The 16,945-nt window shown below is 36.3% G+C and carries 22 protein-coding genes and 2 pseudogenes; all 24 read left to right on the top strand.

Annotated elements, in window-relative coordinates; all coding sequences use genetic code 11:
* Positions 1 to 107 precede the first annotated feature (107 nt).
* The 24 genes and pseudogenes from HNQ46_RS08315 to rhuM all read left to right on the top strand — a co-directional run bounded on the left by HNQ46_RS08315 (position 108) and on the right by rhuM (position 16,927).
* Positions 108 to 1,322: an iron-containing alcohol dehydrogenase gene (locus HNQ46_RS08315; protein WP_183684274.1), complete on the top strand. Its 1,215-nt coding sequence runs from the start codon at positions 108 to 110 to the stop codon at positions 1,320 to 1,322.
* A 202-nt stretch (positions 1,323 to 1,524) separates the two neighbouring features.
* Positions 1,525 to 2,061: a 3'-5' exonuclease gene (locus HNQ46_RS08310; RefSeq protein WP_183684273.1), complete on the top strand. Its 537-nt coding sequence runs from the start codon at positions 1,525 to 1,527 to the stop codon at positions 2,059 to 2,061.
* Between the two features lie 120 nt (positions 2,062 to 2,181).
* On the top strand, positions 2,182 to 2,724 hold the full coding sequence (locus HNQ46_RS08305; protein WP_183684272.1) for a GNAT family N-acetyltransferase: 543 nt from the start codon (positions 2,182 to 2,184) through the stop codon (positions 2,722 to 2,724).
* A gap of 130 nt (positions 2,725 to 2,854) precedes the next feature.
* Positions 2,855 to 3,472, top strand: coding sequence for a class I SAM-dependent methyltransferase (locus HNQ46_RS08300; RefSeq protein WP_183684271.1), 618 nt, complete (start codon positions 2,855 to 2,857; stop codon positions 3,470 to 3,472).
* Positions 3,473 to 3,567: 95 nt separating this feature from the next.
* Positions 3,568 to 3,831 carry a hypothetical protein gene (locus HNQ46_RS08295; RefSeq protein ID WP_330604569.1) on the top strand — a complete coding sequence of 88 codons (264 nt, stop codon included), beginning with the start codon at positions 3,568 to 3,570 and terminating at the stop codon, positions 3,829 to 3,831.
* A 53-nt stretch (positions 3,832 to 3,884) separates the two neighbouring features.
* Positions 3,885 to 4,208 (top strand): LPS biosynthesis protein, encoded by a 324-nt coding sequence (locus tag HNQ46_RS08290; protein ID WP_142535304.1) that lies wholly within the window; start codon positions 3,885 to 3,887, stop codon positions 4,206 to 4,208.
* A gap of 33 nt (positions 4,209 to 4,241) precedes the next feature.
* Positions 4,242 to 4,631: a bleomycin resistance protein gene (locus HNQ46_RS08285; protein WP_183684270.1), complete on the top strand. Its 390-nt coding sequence runs from the start codon at positions 4,242 to 4,244 to the stop codon at positions 4,629 to 4,631.
* Between the two features lie 129 nt (positions 4,632 to 4,760).
* Entirely contained in the window at positions 4,761 to 5,603 is an 843-nt protein-coding gene (locus HNQ46_RS08280; protein ID WP_183684269.1) for an AraC family transcriptional regulator, read from the top strand.
* A gap of 62 nt (positions 5,604 to 5,665) precedes the next feature.
* Entirely contained in the window at positions 5,666 to 6,202 is a 537-nt protein-coding gene (locus HNQ46_RS08275; RefSeq protein ID WP_183684268.1) for a GNAT family N-acetyltransferase, read from the top strand.
* Between the two features lie 42 nt (positions 6,203 to 6,244).
* Positions 6,245 to 6,838, top strand: coding sequence for a type IV toxin-antitoxin system AbiEi family antitoxin domain-containing protein (locus tag HNQ46_RS08270; RefSeq protein WP_183684267.1), 594 nt, complete (start codon positions 6,245 to 6,247; stop codon positions 6,836 to 6,838).
* A gap of 184 nt (positions 6,839 to 7,022) precedes the next feature.
* On the top strand, positions 7,023 to 7,553 hold the full coding sequence (locus HNQ46_RS08265) for a GrpB family protein (protein ID WP_183684266.1): 531 nt from the start codon (positions 7,023 to 7,025) through the stop codon (positions 7,551 to 7,553).
* Between the two features lie 450 nt (positions 7,554 to 8,003).
* A complete protein-coding gene (locus HNQ46_RS12230) occupies positions 8,004 to 8,243 on the top strand; it encodes a hypothetical protein (RefSeq protein ID WP_330604568.1) in 240 nt (79 codons plus the stop codon).
* Positions 8,244 to 8,369: 126 nt separating this feature from the next.
* Entirely contained in the window at positions 8,370 to 8,798 is a 429-nt protein-coding gene (locus HNQ46_RS08255) for a hypothetical protein (RefSeq protein ID WP_007157249.1), read from the top strand.
* Between the two features lie 93 nt (positions 8,799 to 8,891).
* Positions 8,892 to 9,309 (top strand): annotated as a pseudogene (locus tag HNQ46_RS08250) (pyridoxamine 5'-phosphate oxidase family protein).
* A gap of 230 nt (positions 9,310 to 9,539) precedes the next feature.
* Positions 9,540 to 11,021 (top strand): phytoene desaturase family protein, encoded by a 1,482-nt coding sequence (locus HNQ46_RS08245; protein WP_183684265.1) that lies wholly within the window; start codon positions 9,540 to 9,542, stop codon positions 11,019 to 11,021.
* 48 nt (positions 11,022 to 11,069) lie between these two features.
* Positions 11,070 to 12,548, top strand: a complete 1,479-nt coding sequence (locus HNQ46_RS08240) for an Lsa family ABC-F type ribosomal protection protein (RefSeq protein WP_183684264.1) — start codon at positions 11,070 to 11,072, stop codon at positions 12,546 to 12,548.
* Between the two features lie 37 nt (positions 12,549 to 12,585).
* Positions 12,586 to 12,849, top strand: a complete 264-nt coding sequence (locus HNQ46_RS08235) for a hypothetical protein (RefSeq protein ID WP_183684263.1) — start codon at positions 12,586 to 12,588, stop codon at positions 12,847 to 12,849.
* A 47-nt stretch (positions 12,850 to 12,896) separates the two neighbouring features.
* Positions 12,897 to 13,208 carry a hypothetical protein gene (locus tag HNQ46_RS08230; RefSeq protein ID WP_007157244.1) on the top strand — a complete coding sequence of 104 codons (312 nt, stop codon included), beginning with the start codon at positions 12,897 to 12,899 and terminating at the stop codon, positions 13,206 to 13,208.
* A 36-nt stretch (positions 13,209 to 13,244) separates the two neighbouring features.
* On the top strand, positions 13,245 to 13,703 hold the full coding sequence (locus HNQ46_RS08225; protein WP_183684262.1) for a hypothetical protein: 459 nt from the start codon (positions 13,245 to 13,247) through the stop codon (positions 13,701 to 13,703).
* Positions 13,704 to 13,744: 41 nt separating this feature from the next.
* Entirely contained in the window at positions 13,745 to 14,650 is a 906-nt protein-coding gene (locus HNQ46_RS08220) for a ketopantoate reductase family protein (RefSeq protein WP_183684261.1), read from the top strand.
* 26 nt (positions 14,651 to 14,676) lie between these two features.
* Positions 14,677 to 14,868 (top strand): annotated as a pseudogene (locus HNQ46_RS08215) (SdpI family protein); the annotation flags it as partial.
* A gap of 97 nt (positions 14,869 to 14,965) precedes the next feature.
* Positions 14,966 to 15,577, top strand: coding sequence for a DNA alkylation repair protein (locus HNQ46_RS08210; protein ID WP_183684260.1), 612 nt, complete (start codon positions 14,966 to 14,968; stop codon positions 15,575 to 15,577).
* 60 nt (positions 15,578 to 15,637) lie between these two features.
* The gene (locus tag HNQ46_RS08205) at positions 15,638 to 15,952 is read left to right on the top strand and encodes a TfoX/Sxy family protein (RefSeq protein ID WP_183684259.1); all 315 of its coding nucleotides are present in this window, start codon (positions 15,638 to 15,640) and stop codon (positions 15,950 to 15,952) included.
* A gap of 33 nt (positions 15,953 to 15,985) precedes the next feature.
* Positions 15,986 to 16,927 (top strand): RhuM family protein, encoded by a 942-nt coding sequence (gene rhuM, locus HNQ46_RS08200; protein WP_330604566.1) that lies wholly within the window; start codon positions 15,986 to 15,988, stop codon positions 16,925 to 16,927.
* Positions 16,928 to 16,945: the final 18 nt, after the last annotated feature.

The raw sequence follows: 16,945 nt of genomic DNA, 5'->3' as shown, positions 1-16,945 counted from the left end.
TTCAAAAAAATATGCAATTTCTACATTGTTAAATTATTGACATTCCATAAAATGAGGTGTAGCATGTGGGAGTAAGTAAAGTTGACAGCTCTAAAAGGAGGCAGGAGATGAGATTTACATTACCAAGAGACATTTATCATGGAGAGAATGCGTTGGAGGCGCTGAAAACTTTTAAGGGAAAGAAGGCTTTTGTCTGCGTGGGTGGCGGATCTATGAAGCGTTTCGGTTTTTTGAATAGGGTAGTACAGTACTTACAGGAAACCGGAATGGAAGTAAAGCTTTTTGAAGGGATTGAGTCCGATCCTTCCGTAGATACCGTAATGAAAGGCGCGAAAGAGATGCAGGACTTCGGACCGGATTGGATTGTGGCAATCGGCGGAGGTTCTCCCATCGATGCGGCGAAGGCGATGTGGATTAAGTATGAGCATCCGGAGTGCAGCTTTGAAGATATGTGTAAGGTCTTCGGCATTCCGACACTTCGAAACAAGGCAAAATTCTGCGCGATTTCTTCTACTTCCGGAACTGCTACCGAGGTAACCGCATTTTCCATTATTACAGACTACAAGAAGGGTATTAAGTATCCGATTGCAGACTTTGAAATTACGCCGGATGTGGCTATCGTAGATCCTGCTCTGGCACAGACCATGCCGAAGAAGCTGGTGGCTCATACCGGAATGGATGCTTTAACCCATGCCATTGAGGCCTATGTTTCCACCGCAAATTGTGATTACACTGATCCTTTGGCTTTGCATGCGATTGAAATGATTCGGGACAATCTGGTGGATTCCTATAATGAGGATAATAAGGCCAGAAGTGAAATGCATAATGCACAGTGTCTGGCGGGAATGGCCTTTTCCAACGCGCTTCTCGGTATCGTTCACTCCATGGCTCATAAGACCGGTGCAGTATTCGGAGACTTAGGGGCACACATCATTCACGGTGCGGCAAATGCCATGTACCTTCCAAAGGTTATCGCTTTCAATGCGAAGGATGAAATCGCAAAGAAACGTTATGCAAAGATTGCGGACGTTATTGGCCTTTCCGGAAGCAATGATGAGGAGAAGGTAAAGGCATTGATTACCTATGTTAGAGGTTTAAACGATAAGCTGAATATTCCTCATTGCATCAAGAACTACGGCGCAGATTCTTACCCGACTGAGCAGGGATTTGTTCCGGAGAACATTTTCTTAGAGAGACTCCATGACATTGCTGTAAATGCGATTGCGGATGCTTGCACAGGCTCTAATCCTCGTCAACCTAGCGTAGAGGAAATGGAGAAGCTCTTAAAGTGTTGCTACTATGATACAGAGGTGGATTTTTAAGGGGAAATGTTTTAAAGGGAAAATGTTATAAAAGCAGAAGGTATTTTATTCCTAAAGACTTTCAGTGTTTAAGATTTTTATAGAATATCGAAAAGAAAAAAGCATTTGCGAAAACCGTTGTTTCTCAAGTAAAATTGGGATACAACGGTTTTTTAGTAGAATGGATAAAGGTCAAAAGCCCTTGAAAGGCTAGGAGGATATCGTGGCACGCTTTATTGTTTTTGATGTGGAGACACCGAATCGGAAGAACAACCGTATAAGTGCTATTGGCATTACCGTAGTGGAAGAGGGAAAAATCAGCAAGGAATTTTATTCCCTTGTGAATCCGGAAACCAACTTTGACTATTTCAATGTAAAGCTTACCGGAATCAGTAAAGACAGTGTCAAAGATGCCCCTACCTTTCCGGAATTATGGCAGCAGATTGAACCGCTTTTTTCCGACGGAATGCTGGTGGCCCACAATGCCTCTTTTGATATGAATGTGCTGAAAAACTGTCTTTTGGACTATGGCATTGACTGGAAGCCCTATGCCCGCTATCTTTGCACGGTGAAAATGGGTAGAAGCCTCTTTCCCGACAGGAGCCACAAGTTAAATATGGTCTGCGAGGATTTTGGGATTTCCCTTCAACACCACCGGGCGGACAGCGACAGTCATGCCTGTGCGGAGATTTTACTTCGCTATCTGGAAGCCGGGGCAGAGGTGAAGGACTTTATACGGACTTGCTCCTTTAAGAAATAAGGAATGGAGTATTGCATAAGTGTTGAGTAAAGTGTTGAACAAAGAAATGCGTAAGTGCTGAGCAAAGTATTGGGTAAAGTATTAAATAAAGCATAATAGTGATTTTGCAGGAAAGATATTATGAAGGACATTATCAAAGATGTTACTAAAGATGTAATCAAAGACGTTGTCATTAAAGAAGCTCTGCCGGAGGATGCTGAAGCAAGAATAGCCTACTCAAAACAGGTCGGTTCGGAAACAGACAATTTATCCTTTGGAAAGGAAGGATTTCCAATTTCCGTAGAGGAAGAGCAGGAGGAAATTCGGAACTTTTCCAGGGATCCGAAATCGGTATGTTATTTCGCTTGGAAGAACGGAAAGCTTGTAGGAAGCGGAGAATTAAGGGCTTTTCCAAGAAGAATGAGTCATAGGGCTGAGCTGGGGCTCACCGTGGTAAAGGCGGAGTGGAATAGCGGTATTGGAAGCGAACTTATGCAAAAGCTTATAGACTATGCCGGGGAAAATGCCGTGGAGCTCATTAATCTGGAAGTGCGAGGGGACAACAGCCGCGCCATTCATTTGTATGAAAAATTCGGCTTTAAAAAAGTGGGAACTTTACCGGCGTATTTTAAGATTGGAAAAGAGTATATCGACTTTGACAGTATGGTGTTGGATCTAAGATAGGGTATACGGAGAAAAACCGGGAGAGGTAGCTTATGCATAGAGAAGATTTTACCTTGTGTAATCATAAACTAAGCTTATTTCAGACGGTAAAAGCAGGAGTATAAATAGAAAAGTAGGAGTAGGAGGAAAAATGTTAAATAGTAAAGGTTTTGATTTATGGGCGGATGATTATGACAAATCAGTCGGGCTCTCGGAAGAAGAGAATCGTTATCCCTTTGCCGGGTACAAAAAGATTCTGGGGGATATTTACAAAATCATAATGGAAAAGCCGGATGCAGTAGTTTTGGACCTTGGATTCGGAACAGGCACTTTAACCACAAAGCTATATAAAAACGGATGCACTATTTACGGACAGGATTTTTCCTCAAGAATGATAGAGCTCGCGTATGAAAAGATGCCGGGTGCACATCTCTATCAGGGAGATTTTTCAAAGGGTTTAGCGGATGAACTGAAGCAAGAGTCCTTTGATTTTATTATTGCGACGTATTCTATTCATCACTTAGCGGATGCACAAAAGGTTGTTTTGCTAAAAGATTTGCTTGCACGTCTCAAAGATGGCGGAAAGATTCTAATTGGAGATGTCGCTTTTTCGAATCGTAAGGCATTGGATCAATGCAAAAAAGAATATGCGGATGAATGGGATAATGATGAAATCTATTGCGTTGCGGATGAACTAAGAACAGAATTTCCGAATCTGATTTTTGAGAAGAGGACATTCTGCTCCGGCATACTGATATTAGCAGGATAAAGAAGTTTAGCTTTAAAAATGATGTTCTAACAATAGAGTTGGATACAATATTTCAATATACGAAAGGTGAAGAAAAATTATATTCCGGAGAAGTTTTGTTTTTTGACAGTGATTTAGAGGAATGTAATATTTTGATATTTGATAGGACTGTATATGAGGGGGAATTTTCCGGAAAAGCCATCGGATTAAAAGAATATATGAAAGAATATGCCCATGCAGAATTTGAAATCCTAACAGAAGGATACTTCGGCTATAGTACAACATATACAGGCTGGCTTTGGGAGAAAGGAAAAGAACCTGTATCGGCTATCCTGTATATTTGGAATTCAGGGGATATGGTTTATAGAATTGGTGACTAAATTAGAATTTATCAGAAAATGAGGAATAGTTGAAATGGAGGCGCTATAATAACATGAAAATTGAAGGGAACCAGAAAGAACTGGATGCAATGGTAGAATTTCATAAGGGAAACCGTATCGAGGGGCTGAGACTGCAAGAAGAATTTGCAGCGGAATTTCGTAAGGAGTATAAAGACAAAGATCACTGTCCTTGCCTGAAAGCCTGTCGTTATCACGGAAACTGTAAGGAATGTGTAGCAATCCACAGAGCGCATCAGGAACATGTTCCTAATTGTATGCGACCATTGATTAATAAAAAATTGAAATTGATGTCAGAATTAACAGAGCATACCTTGGCAAATGAAATAGAAGCTCCACATGAGATTTTAAGAAAATAGGCAAGTCAAATTTGAAGTTGTGGGGAAGTGAAGATGGATTTTAATAAGATGATTCCGGAATTATCGGTTTTTGATATTAATAAAACAAAAAAATTCTATAGCAGATTAGGATTCAAAATAGAATACGAACGCAATGATGAAAGGTTTGTTTTCATGTCTTTTCAAGGTAGTCAGTTTATGTTTGAACAAATTCATGATGATGGGTGGAACACAGGCGAATTAAGTTATCCCTTGGGAAGAGGTATAAATTTTTCAATAGTAGTCGAAGATGTTGAAGGAATTTATAAATCAGTGAAAACTCTAAATTTTGAAATATATAGAGAACTAATAAGAAATCAATATAAAGTTAATGGTGCAGAAGAAACACAAATTGAGTTCTTAATACAAGATCCCAATGGATATTTATTAAGATTTACAAATTGATAAATGCTAATTTGTTGAATTTAGCAAGGTATTATGAGATGAAATCTATAAAACTTGTACGGATATTGTAGGGTAGGAAAAGAAGTCTTCCTCTATACTAAAATAAACCGAAAGAAAGGAGGGATTGAAATGAATATTATCAAGTCATTTAACAATACGATTGATTATCTTGAAACAGTTCTTGATGATGAGATTGACGAAAAGAAAGTAACTCAGCTATCCGGATATTCGTATTCAATGTTCAGTCGCTTGTTTTCTATTCTGACTGAAACAACGCTCTCAGAATATTTAAGAAGCAGAAGATTGACGGAAGCAGCCGTTATATTAAGAAATACGGACGAAAAAATTATTGATGTTGCTTTCAAATTTGGATATGAGTCATCAGATTCATTTGGAACAGCTTTTAAAAATTTTCATGGATTTACTCCTTCTGAGGTAAGAAATGGAAAACCATTCAAATTAGTATCACGAGTGCAGTTAGCACTAAGTGTAAGAGGAGGAAGAAGCATGAATATTACAATTCAAAAGAAACAAGCATTTACAGTTGCAGGGGTAAATGAACAAAGCATCAATTCATCATTATGTCCGAATGTCTGGGATAAACTGTATGAAAAATATAGCCATGATGAACTTGCAAGTTTGGGAAGCGGTCAAAGTATGGGCGTTTGCCATGATGTGGAAAATCCAAGCACAATAAATTATATGGCTGGTTATATCGTTAATGATGTAGATAAAGCCAAAAGTATGGGCTTAGATGTTTTGGAAGTGGAAGAAGCAGAGTATGCAGTTGTAGAATTAGTAGGAAGTGTTCCGGAGTGCATTCATAACGGGTGGAAATATGCAATGGAAGTATTCTTCCCTGAGCATGGCTATATTCATTCAGGAAAACCTGACTTTGAATATTATTATGAAGGTGATATGCACAGCAATGATTATAAAATGGAGCTGTGGATTCCGATAAATAAAGCTTAAAAAACAGGTTTGTAAAGATAAAAGAGATTCCATTTCAAGAGGATTGGGGAGATAGAAGAAGTATGCCAAACATCAGCCAACTGTCTACAAAGTATAGAATTAAAAAAATGGAGGAAGAGGATATCTCCAGGATTTTGAATCTGGAGAATGGCAATCCCCAATACTTTGCGTATTGCCCACCAAAGCCATGTAGGGAAACGGTGCTGAATGATTTAAAAGCCTTACCGGAGGGGAAAAGCCTTGAGGATAAATTCTATATCGGCTTTTTTGAAAATGACAGCTTAATTGCCATTATGGACTTTATTCTCTCCTTTCCAAAAGAAGATACGATTTTCATTGGCTTGTTTATGATGGACAGAAAAGAGTCCGGAAAAGGGAAAGGGAGCGCTATTATTATAGAGGCTTTAACGGCATGGAAAAGAGAAGGCTATGAAAAAGTAAGACTGGCCTATATGAAAGGAAATATGCAAAGCAGGGACTTTTGGAGAAAATGTGGTTTTACAGAGACGGGTGTAGAAAAAGAAAATGAGCAGGGCGTAGCAGTCATTATGGAAAAAATGTGTGATGGGATAAACCTAGATTTGGTAAACTATTCATGATTACATAAGAAGAGCAAGAAAGTAAAAAAAGGTGGTGATTGTATGACTGATTCTCAGAAAATTCTGGAACTTGCAAAACAGAATAATGCTGTTCTTACAACGGCCATGGTGGTTCATGCGGGATTTTTCAGAGGGAGTCTTCAGCATCTTGTAAAAAAAGGAGATTTAGAACGTTCCGGAAGAGGAGTCTATATATTACCGGAAGCGTGGGACGATGAATTTGTTAATTTGCAAACTCGCTATAAAAGGGAAATTTATGCCTTGGAAACAGCTCTTTTTCTCTGTGATTTGGCGGATAGAACTCCTCTTAAGTTTCAAATGTTTTTTCCTGCTACTTATAATTTATCTAATCCTAAAAAGGATGGTATATTAGCTAAGGGGGCAAAGGAGCCATTTTATAGCCTGGGGTCTACAGAACTTACTAGTCCGGCGGGAAACCCCGTGAAGGCTTATTCTGCGGAACGTACGCTATGTGATATTTTGAAAACAAGAAATCACGTGGATGTACAAGTAGTAGTAGAGGCCTTTAAACGATATGTTTTGCGAAAAGACAAGAACATTCCTCTTTTTTCAAATTATGCTGGAGCCCTTCATGTAGAGGAGAAGCTTAGACCGTATCTTGAGGTACTTCTATGAAAAGCCGGTGGGAGAATTATCAAAAAGACTTTGATTATGCTAAAGGCATTGAGTTTGAAGAATGTTGTAATGCAATTAGCACTTTGTTGGAAAGTTTATAAGAGTCAGTTCTGAGATTTTTATGACTATGAATTTTAGAATGAAGTCTTATTTTGTAGTGTTCTAAAGAACCTATGGAGAAAATATGAGAACAGAACATATTGTCATAGAAGACTATACTCCACAATGGAAGACAGAGTTTCAAAAAATCGTTGTTTCCCTTGGTAATGAAATCGTGGCTAAAAGCCTTAGCATTGAACACGTTGGCAGTACCTCGGTGGAAAATTTAGCGGCAAAGCCAATTATTGATATGGATATTGTGATTCCGGATATGTCGGTCTTTCCTGAAATGAAAAGCCTGCTGGAAAAGAAGGGATACCGGCATGAAGGGAATCTTGGAATAGAGGGAAGGGAAGCATTTTCCTATGAAGAGAAACCGGAACTTATGGTGCATCATTTGTATGTCTGCCCTATGGACTCTAAAGAACTGAAGAGACATATTGCTTTTCGAGATTATTTGCGTACCCAGCCTCATTTGGCAGAGGAGTATGCCGAAGTGAAAAGGGAAGCTGCCCGGCTGTATCCTAAGGATATAGACAAATATTTGGAATACAAAGGAAAATTTATTGAAAGAGTTTATCTCCTATATGAAACCACTGACCTTGAGGGAAAGTAGAGATGTCTGTAACAAGTTTTATTCATGTAAACAAAGCGGAAAATCATGATTTTGATTCATAACGAGTATCGTGCGCAAAGCGTGCGATATCTCGTTTAGAAAAATTTAGTAGGGAAATAGAAAGGAAGTATCCGGGGACAGGAATTGATCTTATGCGATGAAAATAATGAGGATACACTGATGCTTTCCACGAATACCGATATAGAAGATATTGAGGAGTGGTTAGGAAAATTAGGGCTATAAGTATGGGGGACAGAGATGGATTTTACGCAGGATAGGAAAAGTAATATTCTTTTTGGTTTGCATGATAGCAGGATAAAGAAGTTTAGCTTTAAAAACGATGTTCTAACAATAGAGTTGGATACAATATTTCAATATACGAAAGATGAAGAAAAATTATATTCCGGATAAGTTCTATTTTTTGACAGTGATTTAGAGGAATGTAATATTTTGATATTGGATAGGACTGTATATGAGGGGGAATTTTCCGGAAAAGCCATCGGATTAAAAGAATATATGAAAGAATATGCCCATGCAGAATTTGAAATCTTAACAGAAGGATACTTCGGCTATAGTACAACATATACAGGCTGGCTTTGGGAGAAAGGAAAAGAACCTGTATCGGCCATACTGTATATTTGGAATTCAGGGGATATGATTTATAGAATTGAACATGAAATTCTAAGTTAATGATGGAGGTCATGCAAAATGGGAATGCGCGCGACTTATCGATATTTAAGTGATAGAAATTTAAAAGAGCTTAAGTCTTATTCTGGAAGAGAAGACATAGTTTGATTATTTGGAGGTGATATCAATATGCTGTTAGATAGTGAAAGATATGAAGCAGTTATTGCTTATGGCAAGGAGGCTATCAATCAACTCGATGATAACAAAATAGAAGCGGGATTCTCCATTGCAGAACAAGGATGGGAAGCATTTCCTGATTCGGGAGCAAAATGGAATCAAGCTTATAACTATGCTAAAACATTCTTTTTACGTGCTCTAAAATATAATAATCTCCCCATTGCAAAACAATGGTTAGACAGAATGGTAGAGAACAATAATACTCTACATTTGTTTGAGTCTGAAATAGAACATATGCAAGCAAAATATGAATTTGAAACCGGAAACAAGGAGGAAGCTTTTCAACTATGGAAGAATCTTGTAAAACAAAAAGGAGTTGGCTACAGATATTTTGAATACGATGATCCGAAGTATAAAGAGTTTTATAACACAAGAAAGTAAATGTAAGAGTTGTTCTATATTTTATTCGTAAGGACTAGCAAAATATCAAAAAGAATAGAATAAGTAAGGTATCGAAAAAGGAGGTCTCCTTAAATGGATATAAAAGCGGAATTTTTAAGAATTATGGCTGAACAAACGGAAATAGCCTTGGCAACATCTGTAAAATAATGTTCCCAATGTAAGAATAGTAAATTTTTATTTTGAGCCAGCTGAAAATATACTTTACTTTTCGTCTTTCAAAGGAAACGACAAAGTGAAAGAAATAAACGAAAATCCAAACGTGGCATTTACCACCATTCCTTACGGAGGAAATGAGCATGTCAAAGCTAAGGGGATAGTGCAAAAAAGTTCCAAGACGATTTTTGATCTTGCCGAGCAATTTATTGCTAAAATTCCGGGCTACAAAGACACGATAGAATATGCAGGAGAATTGTTGATTTTATTTGAAATCAGATTTGATACAGCTGTAGTTACCAAGGATTTACAAACCATTAAAACTATAAAGCTATAAATTGCAATCGAATATATTGAAAGCTAAAGGAAATATATTGAAAGCCAAAGGAAATATATTGAAAGCCAAAGGAAATATATTGAAAGCCAAAGGAAATGTACTGATTATGATTTGCTAGCATAGTGCAAACAAATTAGAATTTGTTTAGTTCCTTAGAGTAATGTATGAGCATTGTGTACTGTCTGATGCTCTAAAATTGTTCTAAGACCTTATATAGAAAGTAAGAGAATATGGGTAAAAAAGTAGTAATTATTGGAGCAGGTGTTTCTGGCTTGAGTGCTGGAATATATGCATTGCAGGCTGGATATTCAGTAGAAATATACGAAAAAAACAAAATGCCCGGTGGTGAGTGTGCAGGGTGGAACAGGCAAGGATATCATATAGATAATTGCATTCATTTTCTCGTTGGATGTAATAAGGATGAACAATTATATAAAATGTGGGAAAATCTAGGAGTTCTTTCTGATAGTTTGGAGATTTATCGTGAGCCATATTTTTATTGTATGGAAATGGACGGGGTAACACTACATTTGTGGAGAAATTTAGAGAAAGCAAGAAAAGAGTTTTTAGAACTTGCTCCAGAAGATACCAAAGAATTAAATTTGTTTTTTGACTGTGCTAAAAGCTTAGAGTGTATAAAGCCGCCATGTGATATTTCAATTGCTCATATGAACCTAATACAATTTATTAAACTAGGAATGAGCATGAAAGATGCTAATAAGGCTATAAAGGAATATGGAAAACAGTCTATGGAAGACTTTACAAATCGTTTTACAAATCATTACATTAGAGCGATTTTTAAAAATTACTTTAATAGCAACTTCATTGCCCTCTCCTTTGTTGCATCGTATGCTTTTTATACAAGTAATACAGCAGCTATTCCACAGGGAGGTTCTGTTGGCTTGGTTAGTAGAATGCTTGCAAAATTTGAATCCTTGGGTGGCAAACTACATTTAGGCGTTAATATTGAAAAAATAAATATTGCAGATAAGAAGGTTGTTAGTATTATTGGTAATAATGGAAAGGTTATCAACTCAGATAACTATATTTGGTGTGCAGACCCACATTCTCTTTTCTATGACTTAATTGATGAAGGATATTTGGATAAAAATCTTAGGTACATGTATGAGAATCCGGAGGGTTATGTTTCTAATACAGGTTATCAGGTTGCATTTGGAATAGTTACTGAAGCGGATTTGAAATTACCTGAAGGAAGCATTATTTTTCCTTGTGACGAATATGATGTTGCAGGAGAAACACACAATTTTTGTGGAATGCGTGTTTATGATTATGATGAAACACTATTTCCTATGGGAAAGAGAGTTATTCAGTGTAATGTTTTACAAAATGCTGAAAATCATGCTTACTGGTTTGGGCTAAAAGATAATAAAGAGAAATATAATCAAGAAAAACAGCGAATTGCAGAAGAATTGAGATTAAGGGTTGAAAAAAAGTTCCCTCAGCTTGAAGGTAAACTCATCGTGCTTGGAACGTATTCTCCAGTTACATTCACAACTTGGTGTAATGCCCACAAAGGGGGATATATGAGCTTTAATCCACAGAAAGGTTATAAAAGTAAGTATGTTAAGAGCATTATCAAAGGTATAAACAATTTATACCTTGCAAGTCAATGGATTCAAACTGGTGGAGGGCTTCCTATAGCTGCAGCAAGTGGAAAGTTTGCCATAGATAATATGAAATCTCATAGATAAATTCCAGTTTGCTAGTATGGGTAAATTTGAATTTGAGGAGGTGTTTTTATGTCGGCTATTAAACTTGAAAACCTCACTTTCTCATATTATGGCTATGTAAAACCTGTATTTGAAAATGTATCCTTTTCATTTGATACGAACTGGAAAACAGGGCTAATAGGAAGAAACGGAATTGGAAAATCAACACTATTTAAGCTACTTCTAAACCAAGAAGTTTATCAAGGTAAAATCAGCAAAAGTGTTGACTTTACTAAATTTCCACCTGATTTAAGTGATACTTCAAAATTAGGGATTGAGTTATATAAAGAACTCATCTCAGATGAGGAAGAATGGAAATTATTTAGAGAACTTAATTTGCTAAATGTAGATGAGAAGCTTGTTTACAGAGAGTTTGAAACGCTTTCTAAAGGAGAACAAACAAAAATCCTTTTAGCTATTTTGTTTACAAGCGAAGATGGTTTTTTACTTATTGATGAACCAACAAACCACTTAGATATGGACGGAAGAAAAATCGTCAGTGAATATCTGAAAAGTAAAAAAGGTTTTTTGCTTATATCACATGATAGAGATTTTTTAGATGGCTGTATCAATCATGTTATTTCTCTTAACAGGAATTCTATTGATGTCCAATCAGGAAATTTTACATCATGGTATGAAAATAAATTGAGGAAAGATCAATTTGAAATTAGTCAAAATGAGAAATTAAGAAAAGATATTAAACGATTAAAAGAAGCTGCAAGACAAAGTCAAATTTGGTCTGATAAAGTTGAAAATACTAAAAATGGCGTGAAAGTATCAGGCGTAAAACCGGACAAAGGGCATATAGGTCATCAGTCAGCTAAGATGATGAAAAAATCCAAGAATTTGGAGCAAAGACAAAATAAGGCAATAGAAGAAAAACAAAATTTACTAAAAGATATTGAAACAAAGGAAAGTCTATTATTGCATCCATTACATCATCACAAAAATCCTCTAATATTGGTTAGAAATTTATCATCATGTTATGGAGAAAGACAGATATTAAGCGATGTAAGTTTTGATATAAAGCAAGGTGATATAGTGGCTATATGCGGGGGTAATGGTAGCGGAAAATCAAGCTTGATTAAAATTTTATTAGGTCTAAATCACGAGTACATAGGTGATGTAAACTTAGCAAGTGATTTAAAAATATCGTATATTCCTCAAGATACATCCAATTTAACAGGTAGCCTAAATGAGTATATAAAAAGCCAAGGTGTAGATGAAACATTGTGTAAAACAATTCTTAGAAAATTAGATTTTGCAAGAGAATTATTTGAAACAGATATGAAGAACTATAGCGATGGACAAAAAAAGAAAGTTTTAATTGCTGTAAGTTTATCAAAGCCGGCTCATATATTTGTTTGGGACGAACTGTTAAATTATATAGATGTAATATCAAGAATACAGATTGAGGAAATTATAAAAGAAGCAAATCCTACACTCCTATTTGTGGAACACGATAAGAGGTTTGTAGAAGATATAGCGAATAAAATAATACGATTGTAAGCTGTACCATATTAAGTCACGAAAAGAATTTTCTGAAATGGCCTTATGGTTGGATAAATATGGTGTCAATATCGAAACCTCTTTTGCGGATATGAGTCTTGAACCGTATGAGAGTGGGACACTTAATTATATTGGAGCACAGTATACTGTTTTTGATAATTTTACGAATGATAATTCATATTATGTTGAAGATTTTAACATAAAGATTGCAGATTCACACTCCCATATCGAAATTGGTGATGAACACTTTGTTCCGGGAGTAATCCCTATTCATTTTATGATATTATCGATTAATGGATAATTCAGTTTTGTAGAAATAAAGTATGTGAATTTACAGAGGTAAAGGAAATGAAAAAAACAAGAGAAATGTCTGTTTACTTAATAGTGATAACTTTAGCTTTTTATGTGTTGCCTGCTTTCATTAATGATACAGGAACCGGTATATTCTTTTTACTTATTTTAACTCCATGTATTTGTTTTTTAACTTCTCTGATTTATGGGATTAGACATTCTTTTAACTTGATATTTTTATTGTTAATAATGGCCCTCTTTATTCCAACAATATTTATATTTTACAATGAAAGTGCAGCTGTTTATGTATTAATATACGGCATAATTGCAACAATAGGAAATTTTTTGGGAAGCTTATTAAAAAAATAAGTAATTAATAAATTCCGCTTTGTAGGGGAGAGCAAAATGTTAAAAATAAAAGATTTTATATTTCAAGACGATTGGGAAGATAGAAGAACCTCCCTCATGTTTTTTAAAGCAGACCGGGAGGAAAGCGCCTCATGGTCTGTAGACATTGGGTTTAAGCCCGGGGATTTCGAGGGAAATGAGATTTCTCCTTCCATATGTATTAATCCGATAGATACGGATAAGAGCACAGTAAAGGAATTGGTGGGGACTACATTTTCAGTAAAGACAGTTGAGGAAAGCGACGAGCGTGAAGATTCCTTTTATATTTATGAAAATGAACCGCTAATTGAATACAGGATAGAAGTCTTAGATATAGTAGAGGCAAAAGCCCATATAAAATGCAATGGGGTGCTTATTCTGGACGGCTATGCGGAACCATGGATAGAGGAAAGATTCGAAATAGACAGTTGGATTCCGGTAATAGAATCCGTGCAGGATTGGGATAAGCTGTTTTAAAAATAAGGGATATTTTGCATATGGCAGAAAGGAGTCTGTTAGTGAGATTACTCATATTTGGTACGGGAGTGATAGGCTCGCTGTATGCCTCGCTTTTTGCCGAAGCGGGTTTTGATACTACTGTTTATGCAAGAGGAGCCAGGCTGGAAACGCTTAAGAAGAAGGGTCTGCTTTATTTGAAAAGAGAAAAAGTTAAAAAAGCAAATGTTTCTGTTTTGTCTGAACTCAAGGATGATGACGAATATGATTTTATATTCTTGACAGTCAGAGAGAATCAGTTATATCAGGCACTTGATGAACTGAAAACCAATAATAGCAAATGCATTGTTACAATGACAAATTCTATTGATGACTACAATGCATGGAAGAATATTTGTGGAGAAGGCAAAATCCTTCCGGCATTTCCAGGCGCAGGAGGAAGCATTAAGGACGATGTATTGGATGCCACGCTTACTCCGAAAATCATTCAACCGACTACCTTTGCAGAGATTTCCGGAATGAGAACGGATAGAGTAAGACGCCTTTCTTTGATTTTTAAGCAATCTTCTATTCCATATCAGATAGTGAAAGATATGCAGATTTGGCAGCTTTGTCATCTTGCAATGGTAGTTCCTATTGCAGATGCATATTATGAAGCGGATAACCCCTTAAAAGCCGGCTATGAACACAAGATTATGCATAATACAGCAAAAGCTCTAAAACGAAACCTCCAATTTGTGAGGAAAACCTGTGGCAAGTTATCTCCATGGAAAATGAATATCTTTTTGTTTGTGCCGCTACCGATATTGACTTTTATTATGTCGTTTGTATATAGAAGCATTTTCGGCGAAAAGTTCATGTATCAACATTCGATAAACGCACCGGATGAAATGAGAGAATTACACAAGAAATTTTATGAGTACATGGAAAATGTTATAAATATAACTGAGGCTGAATCAATGCTTTAGAAGTAAAAGTAATGGAGGAATTTCAAATGGGATTCTGGATATTCATGCTAATTATGGTTTTACTTATTCCGTTAACTATGATTTTCTTCGGGTGGCTACTTTTCAGGAAAACACCGAAAGAAATTAATTATGTATACGGATACCGAACAAAAAGGTCAATGATGAATGAGGAAACATGGAGATTTGCGAATCAATATTTTGGGAAAGCATGGTATCTTTAGAGAAGATAAACAGAATTGACGGAGCTTTTTGAGTGAGATTCGTCAGTACAAAATAGAAAAGGGCAGAGCAAATCTCTTAAGGAGGTGAGTAGATTTGAAAGAATATATTGCCGCATTAGAACAGGAATTATCTTCGGTAGAAAATGGTTTCAAGGCGGAAGAAAGTAGAGCATTACAGGATTTCCAATCCCATGATTTTGCTTATTGCAAGACTTTGGCATTTGCAGCTTATCAATCTCCTGTTTATCAAGTGAGAATGTATGGGGTATTTCTATTCGGCCAATTATCTGAGGACGAAGAAATCCTTCATTTTATGAAGGAAGAAGTTACGAAGGATGAGAACTGGAGAGTGCAGGAGATTTTAGCGAAGTCCTTTGATATGTATTGTAAAAAAATCGGAATGGGAAAAGCCCTTCCCACGATTTCGGAATGGCTACAAAGTCCTGAGCCGAACGCCCGAAGAGCCGTTACGGAAGGGCTAAGAATCTGGACAAGCAGAGCCTATTTTAAAGACCACCCGGAAGAAGCCATTCAGCGTTTAGCCGCTTTAAAAGAGGATCCTAGTGAATACGTCAGAAAATCCGTGGGCAATGCTTTACGAGATATCAGTAAGAAATTTCCGGATTTCATTCGTAAAGAAGTAGAGACTTGGTCCTTAGATAGTAAAGAAATCAAACAGGTTTATCGATTGATCACTAAACTCTAAAGCTGCATAGGTCTTAATGAAAACTATAGAAAGTTTAGGAATTAGGAGGGATTATAAAAAATGGCTTCAAGTAAAGAATATTTAGACTTTATTTTAGAACAAGTATCGGAATTGGATAATGTTAGTTATAAAGCCATGATGGGAGAATTTATTATCTATTACAATGGAAAAATCATTGGTGGAATTTATGATGATAGGTTTTTAGTAAAGCCTGTGAAGTCTGCAATAGCACTTATGCCAAATGCAAAGTATGAGCTACCCTATGATGGAGCTAAGGAAATGCTATTGGTAGATGATGTTGATAATAAAGAGTTTCTCATTGGATTGTTCGATGCTCTGTATGATGATTTACCTGCACCAAAACCAAAGAAATAATCAAATTAAAACTTGTGAGGATGGGATAATACAGTGAATGAGAAAAATAATGAGATAATTTTATTTGAAACACATGATCAAGAAGTTAAGTTGTCAGTTTCTCTTGAAAATGAGACAGTATGGCTGAGTTCTAATCAAATGGCATTGCTTTTTGATAGAGATGAAAAAACGGTTCGTAAACATGTTAATAATGTTTTTAAGGAAAATGAATTAGACAAAGAAAACAACACGCAAAAAATGCGCGTTGATGGAGTTAAACAGAAAGTTCCATTTTATAGTTTGGATGTCATCATATCTGTTGGTTATAGAGTCAAATCCCAGCGTGGAACTGAATTTAGACAATGGGCGAACAAAGTTTTAAAACAATATATCTTGAATGGGTATGCAATCAATGAGAAACGACTTCTTGCGTTAAACAAAACGGTTGAGATTCAATCCAAGATAATCGCAAATGCACTGGAAGTTGAAGAGTCAGAGATACTTAGAGCAGTAAATCTATATACAGATGCCCTGCTTCTGTTGGATCAGTATGATCACCAGTCATTGAGTAAGCCTAGTGGAAGAAAGTCTTTGTATCGTATGACTTACGGTGATTGTAGAACAATCATTAACCAACTAGAAGATAGCTTTAGTTCGGATGTCTTTGGAGTTGAAAAAGAAGCAGGTAAACTTGAAGGGATACTTGCTGCTGTTTATCAGGATGTCTTTGGAGGTGAGGTATATCCATCACTAGAAGAAAAAGCAGCAAACCTTTTATATTTCTTGATAAAGGATCATCCCTTTGTTGATGGATGTAAGCGGGTTGCAGCATCCATATTTTTGGAATTTCTAGGGAGAAATGACGCATTATTCCGGAATGGAGAAAAGGTAATTAGCGATGGAGCTTTAGTAGCAATTACACTCATGATTGCAGAGTCTAAGCCGGAGGAAAAAGACATAATGACTACTTTGGTTATGAATTTACTGAAGATATAGATAAATTAGTATTTGTAG

Origin of the sequence: Oribacterium sinus (assembly GCF_014202695.1) — a bacterium.
In the GTDB taxonomy this organism is placed as follows: domain Bacteria; phylum Bacillota; class Clostridia; order Lachnospirales; family Lachnospiraceae; genus Oribacterium; species Oribacterium sinus.
Note: the sequence above shows the minus strand (reverse complement) of the source record. Positions and strands in the feature narration are given on the sequence as shown.